The sequence below is a fragment of the Mycobacteriales bacterium genome (assembly GCA_035504215.1).
GTDB lineage: Bacteria > Actinomycetota > Actinomycetes > JAFAQI01 > JAFAQI01 > DATAUK01.
Genome location: DATJSI010000120.1, coordinates 1 through 16,017 on the forward strand (window position 1 = coordinate 1; position 16,017 = coordinate 16,017).

General features: G+C 67.1%; 16 protein-coding genes and 1 tRNA gene. 6 read left to right on the top strand and 11 right to left on the bottom strand.

The features are described from left to right. On the bottom strand, positions 1-503 hold a 503-nt coding region (locus VME70_14270; protein HTW21365.1), incomplete at its 3' end, for a hypothetical protein. Positions 504-644: 141 nt separating this feature from the next. On the opposite strand from VME70_14270, the gene VME70_14275 reads away from it, so the two are divergent. The 4 genes from VME70_14275 (at position 645) to VME70_14290 (ending at position 4,043) form a co-directional block, all read left to right on the top strand. Then, positions 645-1,319 (top strand): hypothetical protein, encoded by a 675-nt coding sequence (locus VME70_14275; protein HTW21366.1) that lies wholly within the window; start codon positions 645-647, stop codon positions 1,317-1,319. Positions 1,320-1,459: 140 nt separating this feature from the next. Next, positions 1,460-2,548 (top strand): restriction endonuclease, encoded by a 1,089-nt coding sequence (locus VME70_14280; GenBank protein HTW21367.1) that lies wholly within the window; start codon positions 1,460-1,462, stop codon positions 2,546-2,548. A 367-nt stretch (positions 2,549-2,915) separates the two neighbouring features. Beyond that, entirely contained in the window at positions 2,916-3,125 is a 210-nt protein-coding gene (locus VME70_14285) for a BldC family transcriptional regulator (GenBank protein HTW21368.1), read from the top strand. Between the two features lie 219 nt (positions 3,126-3,344). Continuing rightward, a complete protein-coding gene (locus VME70_14290; protein HTW21369.1) occupies positions 3,345-4,043 on the top strand; it encodes a hypothetical protein in 699 nt (232 codons plus the stop codon). Between the two features lie 52 nt (positions 4,044-4,095). Here VME70_14290 and VME70_14295 read toward each other — a convergent pair whose 3' ends face one another. The 8 genes from VME70_14295 to VME70_14330 all read right to left on the bottom strand — a co-directional run bounded on the left by VME70_14295 (position 4,096) and on the right by VME70_14330 (position 12,633). Then, positions 4,096-5,271, bottom strand: a complete 1,176-nt coding sequence (locus tag VME70_14295) for a site-specific integrase (GenBank protein ID HTW21370.1) — start codon at positions 5,269-5,271, stop codon at positions 4,096-4,098. A gap of 510 nt (positions 5,272-5,781) precedes the next feature. Further along, a tRNA-Met gene (locus tag VME70_14300) sits at positions 5,782-5,855 on the bottom strand. 51 nt (positions 5,856-5,906) lie between these two features. Beyond that, entirely contained in the window at positions 5,907-8,849 is a 2,943-nt protein-coding gene (locus VME70_14305; GenBank protein ID HTW21371.1) for a UPF0182 family protein, read from the bottom strand. A 50-nt stretch (positions 8,850-8,899) separates the two neighbouring features. Then, positions 8,900-9,979: a PDZ domain-containing protein gene (locus VME70_14310; protein ID HTW21372.1), complete on the bottom strand. Its 1,080-nt coding sequence runs from the start codon at positions 9,977-9,979 to the stop codon at positions 8,900-8,902. Positions 9,980-10,031: 52 nt separating this feature from the next. Then, positions 10,032-10,754, bottom strand: coding sequence for a hypothetical protein (locus VME70_14315; GenBank protein HTW21373.1), 723 nt, complete (start codon positions 10,752-10,754; stop codon positions 10,032-10,034). Between the two features lie 123 nt (positions 10,755-10,877). Next, positions 10,878-11,054: a hypothetical protein gene (locus VME70_14320; protein HTW21374.1), complete on the bottom strand. Its 177-nt coding sequence runs from the start codon at positions 11,052-11,054 to the stop codon at positions 10,878-10,880. Positions 11,055-11,075: 21 nt separating this feature from the next. Further along, a complete protein-coding gene (locus VME70_14325; GenBank protein HTW21375.1) occupies positions 11,076-11,519 on the bottom strand; it encodes a molybdenum cofactor biosynthesis protein MoaE in 444 nt (147 codons plus the stop codon). Between the two features lie 16 nt (positions 11,520-11,535). Beyond that, positions 11,536-12,633 carry an NAD-dependent epimerase/dehydratase family protein gene (locus tag VME70_14330; GenBank protein HTW21376.1) on the bottom strand — a complete coding sequence of 366 codons (1,098 nt, stop codon included), beginning with the start codon at positions 12,631-12,633 and terminating at the stop codon, positions 11,536-11,538. Between the two features lie 29 nt (positions 12,634-12,662). Here VME70_14330 and VME70_14335 point away from each other — a divergent pair, with 29 nt between their 5' ends. Continuing rightward, a complete protein-coding gene (locus VME70_14335) occupies positions 12,663-14,006 on the top strand; it encodes a zinc-dependent metalloprotease (GenBank protein ID HTW21377.1) in 1,344 nt (447 codons plus the stop codon). Here the strand turns inward: VME70_14335 and VME70_14340 are convergent. Then, positions 14,003-14,530: a M48 family metallopeptidase gene (locus tag VME70_14340; GenBank protein ID HTW21378.1), complete on the bottom strand. Its 528-nt coding sequence runs from the start codon at positions 14,528-14,530 to the stop codon at positions 14,003-14,005. The two genes, VME70_14335 and VME70_14340, sit on opposite strands and share 4 nt — an antisense overlap. A 359-nt stretch (positions 14,531-14,889) precedes the next feature. Then, entirely contained in the window at positions 14,890-15,681 is a 792-nt protein-coding gene (locus VME70_14345; protein HTW21379.1) for an enoyl-CoA hydratase-related protein, read from the bottom strand. A gap of 147 nt (positions 15,682-15,828) precedes the next feature. Between VME70_14345 and VME70_14350 the strand changes: the two genes are divergently transcribed. Continuing rightward, entirely contained in the window at positions 15,829-15,981 is a 153-nt protein-coding gene (locus VME70_14350) for a DUF5679 domain-containing protein (GenBank protein HTW21380.1), read from the top strand. Positions 15,982-16,017 lie beyond the last annotated feature (36 nt).

Below are 16,017 nucleotides of genomic sequence, written 5' to 3' on the forward strand. Positions count from 1 at the left end.
AGCCCGTCGCTGATGTACCAGTCCGACAGGCAGATCACGTCGTCTCGCATATGCCAGTCCATCCGCTCATCAACATGCTCGAGAGCGTCGCGGACGCCTGACACGGAGAAGATCACGCTATCGAGCTGGACACCCAAGAGCGATCTCAGTTCGGCCGCGCGCTTGTGCTGGAATGCTGCTGACTGACCGATCGAGTCATGGTGTGGGTACCTCTGAACGCGATGAGTCGACAGCAACCTCGCGACGACGATGGCGGAGAAGATCGCTGATTGAAGGTCCGCCCAGACGACGCCATCATCCGCTTCGGTCGCGCGATCGGTTGCGCGCGCCCAGGCCGCCTCGAACCGAGACGTGAAGATCTCGGCCTGACGACGAATCTCCTGCAGGTACAGCAGGTCACGGAGGACCTTGGTTTGTTCGGCCGTCTCTCCCTGGAGCGATTGGATCGGAAGCCTTCTGCCGTCGTCGCCTTCTATTTGTGCCCATATCGTCTGCTTGGCCATGAGCCCCAGGATGCGCCCCTATGAGCGACTCCTCAACCGCCGCCGCGCCCTCATGCGCGCTCGTCACGGTCTCCACCATTGCGCGGATCGCGGTGGCTGTGCCGGGTGACTTCTTGGACTACTGCACGGTTTACTTCTCGCGTGATCATGGTCAAGGTGAGCAACAGCGGCTGGGCTGAGTTCACCGCAATCGCGACCGGCGTCGCTGCACTCGCTACGGCGGCTGCGGCGGGTGTAACCGCCCGCATGGCTAAGCGAACCAAGGATGTCGCCGAAGCCACCGAGAAAGCTGCCACCGCAGCGCGCGATGAAGTCGCCGCCGCGATCGACCAGGCTGAAGCAACGCGCGCTCTCGCACGAAGTGCGGAGCATGATCGAGAGCTCGCATACCAGCCGCTATTGTCACTTCAGTACGGCCAGCGGCTCACTAATCAGTACCAGGTAGTCACGATCAGCAATGTCGGCTCTGGCCCTGCGATCGACATGCAAGTCGCGATGTACCCACTGCCGAGTGACGAGTTCTTCTTCTCGGACGGACCGCTTCACCTTGCCGCGAACTCAGCGGTCCACCGCAACGCGACGTCTCAAGATCGCAGTCAGTTTCGCGCGCACTGGTTCCATCGAGCAAACAACCGTGATGCAGATGCCGTGCTGTTCTGCTGGGATGTCTTCGGGAACCGGCACCGATTCCTCATCTACAGGGGCTATACGTTCCACGAAGTTCGCAAGCGCGACGAGATCGGTACCGAAACACTCGACGGCCAGTGGTGGACGGACCCTCAGGTATGGGCACTCGAGGTGTCGGATCTCAACTAGTTGCTGCGACAGCCCGAAGGAAGCGGCGACGCATTATGGTGATCCGCGGCCTTCGCCCGGTCAGTCGGAAAGGTCGCATTGATCCCGCCGACGGCTCTCATCAATCTTCCCAGCCAACGCGAGGAATCCATACTTAGGGCGTGCTCAGCCTCAACGACCCGATCACCCGGGTCTCGACGCGGATCGACTCTGCCGCTTGGGCAGAGCTCGATATCTACACGGTCGGCGACTTGCTCCTGCACTTCCCGGTGCGGATCACGCCGGCGCCGCCGCGACGCGTCATCAATGAACTGCGACACCTTGAGCATGCCGCTGTAGCCGGTTGGGTGGCACATAACAACCAACAGTTGATGGAGGTCGACGGCTACCACCGACGAGTGTGGGTACCCGTCACCTATCTGCGTGACAGGGGTGCAGTTCCACTGCACATCACGTGGCTGGAGGACAGACGGAACCCCCCAGATCTCAGAGTTGGCGATCACTTGGTCGTCGCAGGTACCGCTTGGACGGTACGGAAGGGCGTGCGGCACAAACTATTGAGTGCGGGGATGAGTGATCCGGACTTCACGTGGATCAGATCGTCGAATCAAATCCCAACGCCCGGGATAGACGGCCCTGAAGTTGATTATGTGGACTCGGAGGCGGTTCCGTCCTACGCGATCATCGCGACCGTCTGGCACGCGCTCAGCAACGTTCAACTACCCGGAGTACCTGGACACGCGTCACCAGATGAGTTTCGCGACGCGCTGCGTTGCTCGCACGCCCCCCAGAGCTCGGAACAGAACCAGTGGGCATACGAGAACCGCACCTGGATGGAAGCCGCCATACGCGAAGCGACCAAGGCGCGACCGAGGATGCCGGAACCTCGTCTGATCAAGACGCCGCAGGACGCCGAACTGATGGCGCGCGATGTGATGCGGTCTCTCGGTTTCGCCGGAGCGGAAGTCACGCCAGCCGGGCGAGACGGCGGGGTCGACGTGCGCGCGCGAGGAGCACTCGCTCAGGTGAAGTTGGAGGGGGTGAAGACGGATGCCCCGCGCGTCCAAGCGCTATTGGGGATCGCACAGTACAACCACGCTCAGGCTCTGTTCTTCTCGCTGGCGGGCTACACCACGGCCGCCGTCGCCTGGGCCGAGCAGACCCGCATGGCATTGTTCGAGTTCGACTATGTGGGCGGCGTCGTCGCTCGGTCGTCAGAGGCGCACCGGCTGCTGGTTCAAGGGGCTTGAGCGCTGCGGTAGAGAGGCCCACGGGATTCGACAGATCCGTCAAGCCGGTGCACGAACAGTTCTGTCGGCTGTTCGGCCGCGGCAAGCACGCGAAGGTGCGCGACAGCCTCGTCCAGCGTCGGGTGTGAGTCGAAGTCCTGGACTCCCCTCCTACAGGTCCAAGTCCCGTCTGACTGTTCGAGTGCCCGGAAGAACATCGCCACGATGCGCGACCCTGCCGGTCCTCTGGCCGACGCGCTAGGGCCAAAGGTCCCAGGTACAGCGATTCTTCATAAGTAGTTCGTAGGCTGCAGATTGGCGCCTTCGGTCAGCCGAGACCCCGCGGCCGGGGGCGCTCGTTTACCTGGTGCCTACGCGGGAGCAAATCGTGTCCACTACCCCGAACGCCGACGGCGTTGCCCGGAACCATGATCGCCTACTGACGCCGGGTGAAGTAGCCACTCTGTTCCGCGTCGATCCCAAGACCGTCACTCGGTGGGCAGCCAGTCGTCGTATCCCAAGCATCCTGACGCCCGGCGGACATCGCCGGTTCCGCGAGTCGGACATCGTCGAGTGCCTTCGTCGCTACAGCGACTAACCCCGATCGAGCCGCACTAGCGCCTCTCGAACTCGCTCGAGGTTTCAGCAGCGAGCCTGGTGCGCGACAAATACGACTCGAACAGCACGTAGAAGCCCCGCATCGAGCGCTCAGGTGCTGCTCGCGGACGGCTATCGCGACTTAGATCCGACGCATCCGCTCGGCGGGCCGGATGGCGGCAGTGACGCGGTCGCGACTAAAGATGGTCAGAGGTGAGTTATGGCCGTGTACTTCCCATGCGGCCAGCAGTCGCTGTCCGACATTCGTAAGCGACTTCAGCAGGATTTCGAGGGCGTCGCTGCGAACGACGCGCACGGTCTCACGTTCGTGACCAATCAGGAACTTACTCGGAAAGAACGAGCAGAGTTGGAGTCCGCCCTCAGTGGACTGCTCGATCCTTACCACCTTGAGCGAGTCACGACGGTGCTTGATCAGCCGCGAATGGGTCCGGTGCGATGGCAGTTCTCCTTGGAAGAAGATTCGGCGTACCGGCTCGAGGCCCTGCAGACGGGCGGCGATACCTATGCCTACGTTATGCTGTATCACCTCGACATGTCGGTGAACATCGCACAGCAGTTTGGCGTCATTCGAAAAGGCGAGTTCCCGCTGTATGACCTCAGCTTCCGCATAACCGACATGGACCTGGGCGTCGACGTCGCCCGCGAGCGATGGGGGGAACTGAACTCGCCCGCCGATTTCAAGCTGGTGCGATGGCAACTCTTGCCGACCATGTACTACCGCGTCTTCTTTGGGGCGCGCAACGGGCAGTGGCACCAGGATCCGCAGCTGCACAAGTCGGACAAGGCTGAGTGTTGGCTAGCTGCTACGCGAGTTGACGGGCACCAGCAGGCTCCGGACTTTCAACATCTGGACAGTGAGTTCGTTTCGGAGTTTGGCGATCCGCAGTGGCGTCCATAGGGGCACCCTCAGGGCTGCTAAGCCGTAGAATCGCGCGACCCGATGGTGCCAGCTATTTCTCTGTCAGCACGTTCGACGACGTCACGTTGCGCTTTTCCGCCATGTAGTTCTCGAGCCGTTCGCGGCCTTCTTCGAAGCGTTCCCGCATGAGGTGGGTATAGATCTTCGCGGTGAGGTTCGGGTCCTTGTGCCCAAGTCGCTGCTGAACTTCGAACAGGGTGAGCCCGGCGTCGAACATGAGTGAGGCGCCGGTGTGGCGCAGGGTGAGCCAGGTGACCTTCCGCCCTTCGAGCTTCGCTCGGGTCGCCCCGGCGTGGAGGACGTCGCGGACGAAGTTCCCGCGTAGCGGGTGGGTGCCGTTGGTGGTGGTGAACAGGAAGTCACTGCGCTTAGCGTCCGGCAGGTAGGTCGCGATGTGCGTGGTGAGCGCGTCCATCACCTCGGTGGGGACGGGGATGGTGCGGGCGTCCTCGGTCTTGCTCATCGCCTCGGTGAACGTCTTCCCGCCGTTCTGGTTGACCACGATCCGCCCGAACGTCAGTTCCCTGCGTAGCGGGTTGATGTCACACACCCGCAGCCCGATGGCTTCGTTCCACCGCGGACCCAACCAGCCGCCCATGAACACCACGGCGGCGTACCGGGCGTTCGTCCGCAGGCCGGAGTACTTCTCCCCCGGGTCCGCGACGGCGGCGACTAGCCGGTCGAGTTCTTCGGCGGTGAGGACGTCGTCGAAGGTCTTACGGATCTCCGGCTTGGCCGGCAGCACGATGTCGATGCAGGGGTCGTCGATGATCCGGTCCTTCACCGCCCGCCGCAACGGACCCCGCAGCAGGGCGTAGCAGTGCCGCACGCTGGTCGGACCCATCTTGGTGGACAGGTCGTGGATCCAGTCGTCGATGTCGGAGGGGCGGATCTCCTCCAGCCGCCAGGTCTTCCAGTACGGCAGCACGTGCAGCTTCGCGCGGCCCTCGTCGGTGTAGGCGCGGGTGGCGGAGACCCGGCGGTGGGCGTGCCAGCGGTCGTAGTACTCCCCGAAGGTTGTCCGCCTCTCGTGCACTGGCACGTAGGTGCCGCGGCGCAGGTCCCGCTCCACCTCGGCCTTGCGCTCGACGACCTCGGCGGGGGCCTTGCGGGTCTGCGGTCCGCGGAACCGTTCAGTCTGCTCCCGCCCCGACCGGTCCCGATACCTCAGCTCCCAGCCGCCGCGTCGCCACACCACACTCGCCATCGCCGACCGCCTTTCGTGATCTTCCCGCACTCTTCCCACGACCAGGCGGTTGCGAGCGGGCTGTCACGGGCAGCCACGGTCAGGTAAAACCGCAGGTCAGAGGCCTATTCTCTGCTGTTTCACGCTCAGTGGCAAGGCAACTGTCCCCACGGGAAACCCGCACTCCGGAGGCGGGAGCGCGGCTTCACTCCAGGTGTGACTCAAACACCAGCGACGCTCGTTTCTGATGGTCCCGAGCACGCTCACGGCCGCTCCTCTGCATCCGAGGGGACCCGATACGTGCCCTCGTTTGAAGGACTGCCTAGTCTCATGTCGGCCCATCAGCCGTGGCCACCAAGACCATCACGTACCCGTGCTCGGCTGGCGTTATTCCGTTCGCTGCCCCTCGGTGCCCGTGCGCGACACGCCAAGCACGCTCAAGGCTGCAATGTGGGGGAGGGGTAGGGATTGATCTTGAAAAGCATTAGGGCCTTGATCGTTGATCAAGGCCCTAACCTGCGGCTTCACTAGTGGCGGGGGCGGGATTTGAACCCGCGACCTCTGGGTTATGAGCCCAGCGAGCTACCGAGCTGCTCCACCCCGCGTCGGTCCAGCCACGATAGCCCGGCCCACGACGGACCCGCAAAAGCCCGCAGCTACCCGCCCGCGCTCTTCGACGGCGAGCTCGACGGCGCGGGCGAGCTACTGCTGGACGGCGCCGGCGTCTTGGTGCCGGCCGCCGCTGCGATCCGCCGCAGTGCGGCCGCCAATTTGCGCTCCTCGACGCCGTACTGCGCGAAGTCCCCTCGCCGCAGCGCGGCCTGCGCGGCAGTCTCGGCGGACTGCGCGTCGGCGATCGCCTGGCGCAGCGTGATGGACGTGCTCGGCGGCGGTTGGGTCCCGCTCGATGGCGGGCCGGTGCTCGTCGAGCCCTTGACACCGAAGACTTGGTTGAGCGCATCACCGAGCGTGGTCTGGAACGCGGCAGTGCCGTTGGAGTAGGCCAGGAACTTGCGGAGCACGGGGAAGGTCTGACCGCCCGAGGCCTGCACGTACCAGGGCTCGACGTACAGCATCCCGCCGTCCACCGGCACCGTGAGCATGTTGCCCTTGAGCACCCGCGAGCCGTTCGAGTTCAGCAGCGAGTATTGCCGGGAGATCGAGGTGTTCGAGTCCAGCAGGTTCTGCACCTGACCCGGCCCGGCCAACCCGGTATCTGACGGCAGCGTCAGCAACGTGAATTGGCCATAGTCCGCCCCTGGTTGAGAGTTGACGGATAAGTACGCCGTCAAGTTGCGCAGGCTCAGCGAGACCAGTGGCGACGTCAGCGAGAACACCGGCTTGGTCGTTCCGCCGTCCGGCGACATCGTCATGTAGTACGACGGCTGCGGCACCGACTGGGAGACCGTGGGATCGAGCGGCACGTTCCAGAACTCGGTGCCGTTGTAGAACGCCTTCGGGTTCGTCACGTGGTAGTGCGCGATCAACAGCCGCTGGATGTTGAACAGGTCCTCGGGGTAGCGCATGTGCGCCATCAGACCCGGCGGCATGTCGTTCTCGGGCTTGACGATGCCGGGGAAGGCCTTCTCCCAGGTCTTCAGCACGGGGTCCGGATCCGCCGTCTGGTTCCACGCATACAGCTCGACCTGACCGGTGTACGCGTTGACGGTCGCCTTCACGGAGTTGCGGATGTAGTTGATCTTCGCGTTCTTCTGCGCCGCGATCGTGTTACCGACCGTGTTGAGCGAGGTCTTCGTCGACGAGCTCAGGGACTCCTGCTCGGAGTAGGGGAATCCGTCACTGGTCGTGTAGCCGTCGACCACCCAGAGGATCTGCCCGTTGTTGATGACGGGGTACGGGTCGCCGTCGAGGGTTAGCCACGGTGCGATCTTGGCCACCCGCTGCCGAGGGTCACGGATGTACAGAATCCGAGAAGCGGAGTTGACACCGCTCGACAGCAGGATGTTCTTGTCCTTGAACTTCCACGCGTACATCAGCTTGCGGAAGGTCGACCCGATCGGCACGCCACCGCCACCTTGGTAGGTGTTGTTCACCTGCCCGCTCGCGGCGGAGCTCGATGGGTAGTTGAGCTCGCGCGGCTGGGTGTTCCTCGGTGCACCGACGATCGAGTACTTCGGCGAGTCCTCGCCGAAGTAGATCTGCGGCTGGAAGTTGCCGAGCTCCCCCTTCGGCGGCAGGTCTGACTCGATGAAGTCCGGCGAGCCGTCCGGCTCCGAGCTGTCGGCCTGCGCCGCCACCACGCCGTAGCCGTGGGTGTAGACGAGGTGCTCGTTGATCCAGTTCTTCTGGTTGGGCTGGAGCTCGTTGATCGAAATCTCGCGCGTCCCGATCACGACATCGGTCGGAGTCGTGCTCCCAGGCAACTTGTAGCGGTCGACGTCCAGGGTGTTCGCAAAGGTGTAGAACGAGCGCTGCTGCTGGAGCTGTTCGAAGGTCTGGGAAACGATGTTCGGGTCGAGAACGCGCAGCTGGACGTCGGAGTTGACCGCGGTGCGTTGCTCAGCGGGGGTGCCGGTCGAAACCCCGTCGTACGCCTCGGTCTTCACCTGCTGCGGCGTGATCCCGTAGGCGATCCGCGTGGCATTGATGTTGCGCGAGATGTACTTCGCCTCGAGATCCTGCGCGCTCGGACTCACCTTGTAGTGCTGGATGAGCAGCGGGTAGAGCCCGCCGATGACGATCGCGGAGAACAACATCAACCCGAACGCGACCGCCGGCAGCGTCCAGTTGCCCGTGACGATGGTCGCGAAGAACAGCAGGGCGCAGATGATCGCGACGAACACCAGGATGGTCTTCGCCGGCAGGACGGCGTGCACATCGGTGTACGACGGGCCGGTGACGATCCCGCGCCCGGAGAAGGCGAGGCCGTAGCGGTCCAGCCAGTACGCAATCGCCTTCAGCAGCAGGAAGACCCCGAGCAGGATCGAGATGTGCACCCGACCGGCCGGCGTCCACTTCGGTCCCGGAGTCTGGACCCGCAGCGCGCCGTAGAGGTACGACGTGATCAGCACCGCCACCAGCGAGACGATCACGATGGCGAACAGCGTGCCCAGCACGAACCGCTGCATCGGGTAGGTGAAGGCGAAGTAGGAGACGTCGCGATGGAACTGCGGGTCCTTGATGCCGAACTTCTGCCCGTTGCGCCAGAGCAGCCAGGTCTTCCAGCGGCGCGACGCCGACGCACCCGTGATGAGGCCGATCAGCACCACGATGGCTCCGAGCACCCAACCGCGGGCGGGCTGTAGCGCCCGGCGATAGCGCTCGAGCTGGTCCTGCTCCGGCGACACCGGCCGGACCTGCGGCCGGAACCGGTAAGCAACGATCACGTTCGCGGCGACGACGATCGCCATGACCGCACCGAACACGAAGAAGAGCAACAGCTCGGTGACCAGCCGCCGGCTGAACACCGACGTGTAGCCGACGGAGCGGAACCACAGCAGGTTCGTGTACTGGTCCACGAAGACCGACAGCGCGATCAGGAGGACGATGATCGCGACGATGACGACGGCAATCCACCGCGCTCGGCGGGTGACCCGCGGCAGGGAAGGCATCTGCGGTCGCGGGACGTTGAAGGTCACGTCACTGAACCTACCGCCGGGTCGCGATCACATCGCGCGCGCAACCCGGGCTAGCAGCGCGGGAACGACGTACCGCCGGCCTTGATCGTCTCCAGCGCCTGAACCGCGCCCTTCAACGTGGTGACCTTCACGAGCGTCAGGGACTTCGGCGCCGCCGCTTTCGCGTCCGAACACTCGCTTGCCGGCGCGAAGAAGACGGACGCGCCGGCGTGCACGGCCGCGGCGATCTTCTGCTGGATGCCGCCAATCGGACCTACCTGCCCGAACCCGTCGACCGTGCCGGTGCCGGCGATCGTCCGCCCTCCGGTCAACCCGCCGGGCGTCAGCTTGTCGATGATGCCGAGGGCAAGCGCGGTCCCCGCGCTCGGGCCGCCGATCACGTCCGGATCGATTCCGATGCGCACCTTGACGTTGCCGAACGTCGCGATGCGGTCCGGGCTGAAGCCGATCATGGGCGCGCCGTCGAGGCCCTTGATCGTGGTGGTCGTCACCGTGCGGGTCTTGCCGTCGCGCCGAAGGGTGATGGTGACCGTCGCTCCCACCGAGAGCTTCGTGATCAGCGAGTGCACCTGGTTGAGCGTGCTGACCGCCTGACCGTTGAGGGCGAGGATGACGTCCCCAGGCTGCAGCACCTTCGCGGCAGGTACGCCGCTCTCGACCGAGCTCACCGTCACGTGCTGGGTGGTCGGCTTGTAGCCGAGCTCGAACAACGCAGCGGTCGCTGCATCGGTCTGCGACTGCGACATCTCCTGCGCGTCCTGCTGCTGGACCGCCTTGCTGGTCTGGCCCGGCGGGCACTCGACCTGCTGCGGCTCTACCGTCTGGGTCTTGCTGAACCACGCCTTCACCGCGTCCCACAGACTCGGGTCGGAGCCGCAGTCGCCGGGCAGCTCCTCGACCGTCGTCATGTAGAGATGCCCGGAGGTCGGCTGAATGGTCGCGCCGGAGATCTGGATGACTGGACCGCCCGGCTTGCCGGTCGTCGTGTCCGTCCCCGGAATGTTGCCGAGCGTGTCCGTGACCGGACCGGGCAGCAGGATGACGTAGGGAACCTTGACGAAGCGCGCGACTCCGAGCAGCGCGATGAGTACCACCACGGCAGCGCCCAACGTGACGGCGCGCCGGCTCATTGCAGGAAGACTACCGACGGCCGATGAGAGAAGCCGTCGGATCCGGCGACGGTCAGCGAGCGAAGAAGCCCAGGCTCCGGCGACCGGTCGGTGCAAGCGAAGGAATGACGTCGCCACTGGCCGAGACGGCGTCGTCCTCGGCCGGTGTCTCGGACTCCGCAGCCGGCGTCACGGGCGGCGCGTCGGCGAACGGCGTGCGCTGCGTGGGCGCTTCGGCTGCCTCGTCGTCCACCGGGTCGGCGAATGCCGGAACCACGGCCACGACCGGATCGTCCGCAAGGCTCGGGACATCCTGCGGTGCAGGGGCAAGCGCTTCGTCGGCCTCGGCGGGCGGTGCGTCCGGCGCGGCCGGCTCGACGACCGTAGCCTCCGCGATCCACTGCTGCGAGCGGTCGTCGGCCTCCGCCGGCTCGTCCGCCGGCACGTCCGGTACGACGCTCAACGGCGCGGCCTCGGCGACCGGCTCGGCAACGAAGGCAGGCTCGGGAGTTTCCACGACCGACTCGGGCTCGGGCGCCGCGACCGGCGCCGGCGCCGTGTCGACCACGGCCTCTGCGACGACCGTCGCGGTCGCAACGACCGCATCCGCCGGCACCTCAGCGTGGTAGTACGCGCGGAAGGACAGCTGCACGGGCCGCAGCTCGTGCACGGAGAAGTCGGTGACGTTCTCGGCATTGCGCATGTGCTCGACGAAGGCAACGGCCTCCTCCAGCGAGCTCACCCGCCGGAACGCGGGGACGCCACTTGCAGCGGGGTAGAAGACGACATGCTCCATGACGATCCTTAGGACGCGCGAGCCGAAGATGCGGACACCCTTGGTGTCGGCAGGCAACCCGTCTGGGTTAAGGACCTTGGCCTGCGCGCTTGGGGACGTTGGTCCGTTCGGGTGAGGGAAGGCTCAGGAGACCCGGCGGCGGCGCTGATCGGATGGTGTCAGCGCGGCCTTGAACCGCTCCCGCTCGGCGAGCGACCGGTTGGTCTCGACCGGCCCGCGCGTGCGGTTGGCCCACTGCACCCACAGAATCGCGAGGGCGGTCGCACCGACTGGAGCACCCAGCCACGCCAACACGCCCATGCCTTCAGTGTACGGGCGCGATCAGTCGCAGGCACCTACCCATTCGTGGGCGCCGTCGGCGAAGCTCTGCCGCTTCCACAGCGGCACCTCCGCCTTGATCCGGTCGATGAGGACCCGGCCCACGCGGAAGGCCTCGTCCCGGTGCGGGGCCGCCGCGCCGACCACCACGGCGATCTCGCCGACGTCGAGCTCGCCGACCCGGTGCAGCGCCGCGAGCGCAACCGCGGGCGCATCCGCGGCCACCTCGCCGGCCACTCGAGCCAGCTCGGTATCCGCGCTGGGGTGCGCGCTGTAGTCGAGTCGCCGGACGGCGCGCCCGTGGTCCTCGTTGCGAACGGTGCCGAGGAACATCACCGCTCCCCCGAGCTCGGGCCCGCTGACCGCAGCGATCACCTCGTCGACCGAGAGCACGGTCGAGCGGATCTCGACCAGCCGCACGCCGCCGGTGCGCAGCAGCTCCGTCACCCGACCACTGTCGCACTCACCGTCGTCGCGCGCGGGCCCGGGCCAGAGCAAGTGAGCCGATCACCGCAAGCGTCGCGCCCGCGCCCGCTGCCGCGCCCGCCGCCGCGCGGGTCGCGTCCTTGCGATCGACGACGACCAGGCTTCGACCGGCGCGGTCACCGAGCACCCGCAGGTGCTCGCGCAGCGCCGTCTCGTTGGTCCAGCGCGGCTCCCACCCCGTCTTGTGCAGCTGCTGCGAACCGACGACCCAGGGATGGATCAGATAGTGCAGGTCGCTCGGCGCCGCTCCCAGCGCGCCGATGCGATGCAACCGGTCCGCCGTGGCGAACGCAACGGCAGAGCGCACGACGACGGAGCGCATGCCCGAGATCGCCTCGATCTCCGCGCGGGTCAGCCACCCGTCGCAACCGACGGTCACCGGGCCGGTCACCTCACCGAAGGCCGCCGCCACCAGTGCATCCAGCAGGTCGTCGACGTGACAGAACTGCCAATGGCAACGCGCGTCGCGAATGCCGAACAGTCGGACCGCCTCGAACATCCCCGGCAGCAACGAGTCGGCCACGGCACCGACCAGTGAGGCAGGGCGCACGATGGCGAGCTCGAGGCCGTCGCCATCGCCGGTACGCCGCATCGCCGCCTGCTCCATCGCGATCCAGTCACCCACCAGGCCGTCGGGCGGCTCGTTCATGACCGGCGCGTCCTCGTCGAGCGGCACGGGGTTGGTTGCGAACGCGCCGTACACCATCGCGCTGGTGAGCAGCACGATCCGGCGTACTCCCGCGGCTTGGGCCGCCTCGACCAGGACCTCGGTGCCGCGGACGTTCACCGCACGTCGCTCCGCGAGCGGGGTCGAGCTCGATCGATCGGTCGCGAGATGAACCACCGTCGTCAGCCCGGCCAGCCGGCTGGCAAGCGCGGGATCGCGGATGTCCGCGACTCGCCAGGTCGCGCCGGGATGGTGGCGGCGCACGGTGTCGATCGCCACCACCTTGGGCGCGCGGACCTGTTGGACCAGGCGCTGCACCAGGGCCGCACCGAGCGGGCCCGCCGCACCGGTCACCCCGATCGTGGGTGCGCTTCGCCGTCGGCGAACCGGCGTACTCGGCTGGGTCACGATGCCATCTTGGCGGCTAGTTTGGGTTTGTGACCAAGCCACCGTTCGGCTTCACCAACAGCGAAGGCGACGAGCCTTCCGACGAGAGCTCGAACGACCCGCTCGCCGCGCTCGGCGGCATGCCCGATCTCGGCGCGATGCTCCAGCAGCTCGGCAGCCTGATGTCGGGCGAGACCGGACCGGTCAACTGGCAGGTGGCACGAAGTGCCGCGATGTCCGTCATCGGCACAGACGCCGGCACCACTGCGGCCGACGCGAGCGAGGTTGCCGAAGCACTCCGCCTGGCCGACGTCTGGCTGGACCCGGTGACCGCACTGCCCTCCGGCGTCAGCTCCACCGAGGCGTGGAGCCGGCGGCGCTGGCTGGAGGCGACCAGGCCGACCTGGACCGAGCTGGTGGAGCCGGTCGCCGGCCGGGTCTCCGCAGCGATGGGCGACGCGCTGCCCGAGGAGATGCGCACGATGGCGGCGCCGCTGATGGGGATGATGGGCCAGATCGGCGGGCTGATCTTCGGTGGCCAGATCGGACAGGCGCTCGGCTCGCTGGCCACCGAGGTGGTGAGCTCGAGCGACATCGGCCTTCCGCTCGGCCCGCCGGGCGTCGCCGCCCTCCTGCCCGAGTCGATCCATTCGCTCGGCACCGGGCTCGACCTCCCGATCGACCAGGTACGCCTGTTCGTCGCGTTGCGCGAGGCCGCGCACCACCGGCTGTTCGGTCACGTCCCGTGGCTGCGCGGGCACCTGCTCGGTGCGGTTCGGGCGTACGCCGAAGAGATCACCGTCGACACGTCCCGGTTCGAAGAGCTCGCCCGCGGGCTGGATCCCTCCGACCCCGAGGCCATCCAGCGCGCAGTCGGCGAAGGCCTGTTCGAGCCGACCTCCACGCCGGCTCAGCAGGCCGCACTCGCCCGGCTCGAGACCACGCTCGCGCTGGTCGAAGGCTGGGTCGACACCGTCACGGCAGCCGCCGGGGCGCCATCACTGCCCAGCTTCGCCGCGCTTCAAGAGACCATGCGCCGGCGGCGCGCGACCGGCGGGCCGGCGGAGCGCACCTTCGCGTCGCTCGTCGGACTCGAGCTCCGGCCGCGCCGGCTGCGCGAGGCCGCGACGCTGTGGCAGACGCTCGGCGAGCGGCGCGGCATCGACGGCCGGGACACGGTGTGGGCGCACCCCGATCTCATGCCGGACGCCGACGGCCTGGACGACCCGGTCGGCTGGGTGGAGCGCGATACGGAGATCGCGCTGGATCTTGCCGAGCTCACCGGTCTGGCCGACACCGACACCGACACCCACACCGGGTCCGACACCGATGCCGGCCCCGATACCGACTCAGGCACCGGAGCGCCGGAAGCCGTCGAACAGCCGGAGAACTAACCGGCGCTCGCGGTCCGGGCGACGTGGTCGACGCCCTCGAGGAACCCGCGAGCCCGCTCGAGCTTGGGAAATCCGGCCAGCTCCCGCCAGAACTCCGGCCCGTGGGCCGGCACGAGCAGATGGACCAGCTCGTGCAGGATCACGTAGTCGACGACGAACGCCGGCATGCCCGCGAGCCGGCGGGACAGCCGGATCGTGCGGTCCTCCGGAGTGCACGACGCCCACCGCACGTTCATCGTGTCCACCCAGCGCACAGCGGCCGGGCGAGCCCGCCCCGACAGGTAGCGGGCGGATAGTGCGTTCGCCCGGCCCATCAGCTCATCGTCGGTCGGGTGCAGGCGTCGCTCGTTGTCGAGGACACGAGCCACCAGCAGCGCCACCCATCGCGCCTCCTCCGCGCGGCTGATCCGCGCCGGCACGGACACGATGATCCGATCGCCCTCGCGATGCGCCGACACGGTGCGGCGACGGCGGGCGCTGCGGACGACTTCGACGATCGGCTCGGAGGCCTTGGCGGTGCTCACCGGCGCACCGTAACCCGCCGCACGGACGAAAGTGTTTGCCATGCACAGGCGGTGTACGGCGTCATCCCAGGTCGTTCCGGCGTGGCGCGCGAGCTCCCCGGTTCGTCCACAGCGTGCCGGTGCGGTCGTCCACAGCAACACTCCGGGCTGTCCCCACCCGACCCCCAGAATCATCCACAACGTCACCGGTCCGGCCGTTGACGAGCCGCACCGCCGCTTCGTACCTTCGTCGGCAACGAAGCCCCCGAGGCCCAAAGCCCGGACGTTCGCAAGGGGAAGGCGAATGGCCGGGTGGCGGTACCCGGGGGTTTCGTCGTACCCGGGAGCTGGCGGCCTGGCGGCGGGCCGGCGGGGTCGGGCTAGCGGCCGGTGAACCGTGGCGGCCGGCGTTCCTTCGAGGCGTTGATGCCCTCGGTCAGGTCGGAGGTCGCGAACGTCACCGGCTGGGCGAGCGCCTCGAACTGCAACGCCGCCTCGAGGCTGCGATGCCCCCCGCCGCGCAGGGCCGCGACGGTCAGGCGGATCGCGATCGGCGCGTTCGCGGCAATCCGTCGCGCGACGTCGAGCGCACCGCTGTGCAGCTCCTCGGGAGCGAACACGCCGTTGACCAGCCCGAGGCGCAGCGCCTCGTCGGCGTCGACCCGACGCCCGGTGAACAGCAGCTCGCGCGCTACCGGCAGACCGACCACCTCCGGGAGCAGCCAGGTCGCGGCCATGCCGGCGTGCATGCCGAGCGCGGTGAACGGGGCCGACAGGACCGCCGACGCCGCCGCGTAGCGCAGGTCGCAGGCGAGCGCGAGGCACAGCCCGGCGCCGACCGCCGGACCGTTGATCGCCGCGATGGTCGGCACCTCGAGCTCGCGGATGCTGAGCCAGGACCGGTAGAACGGGAGCATTCGGTCACGAATACTGTCAACGGTCAAATCAGGAGATTCCCCGATCCAGGACAGGTCGCCGCCTGCACAGAAGGCGCTGCCCTCGCCGGTCACCACGACCGCGCGCACGCCCCGGTCCGCGCGCAGCTGGTCAACCGCGCGGGTCCAGGCGCTGGTCAGCTCGGCGGTCATGGCGTTGCGCCGCTCCGGCAGATCGAGGGTGAGCAGCACCACACCGTCGTCGCCGCGCTCGACCCGCAACGGGCCCTCGGACATCGATCCTCCGCAATTGGATGGGGTAGACGGCAGGGTAGCCGCCACGTCGCCACGCTCAGATACCGGGCTTTTGAGCGTGCGGCCGGTAGGCTCGATACAGGTTCGGCCGGCTCCCGGCCGGCGGCGATCGATCGAGGAGGACCCCGAATGGCCGACACCTATGAGGGCTACTGCGTGAAGTGCAAGGAGAAGCGCACCTTCGAAGGTGAGGTCCGGACCAGCGAATCCGGCCGCCGGATGGCGCAGGGCCCCTGCCCGGTGTGTGGCACGAAGGTGAACCGGATTCTCGGGAAGGCCTAAGCACCTCCGTAGCAAAGCTTGCGAAGCCGCGTCGTG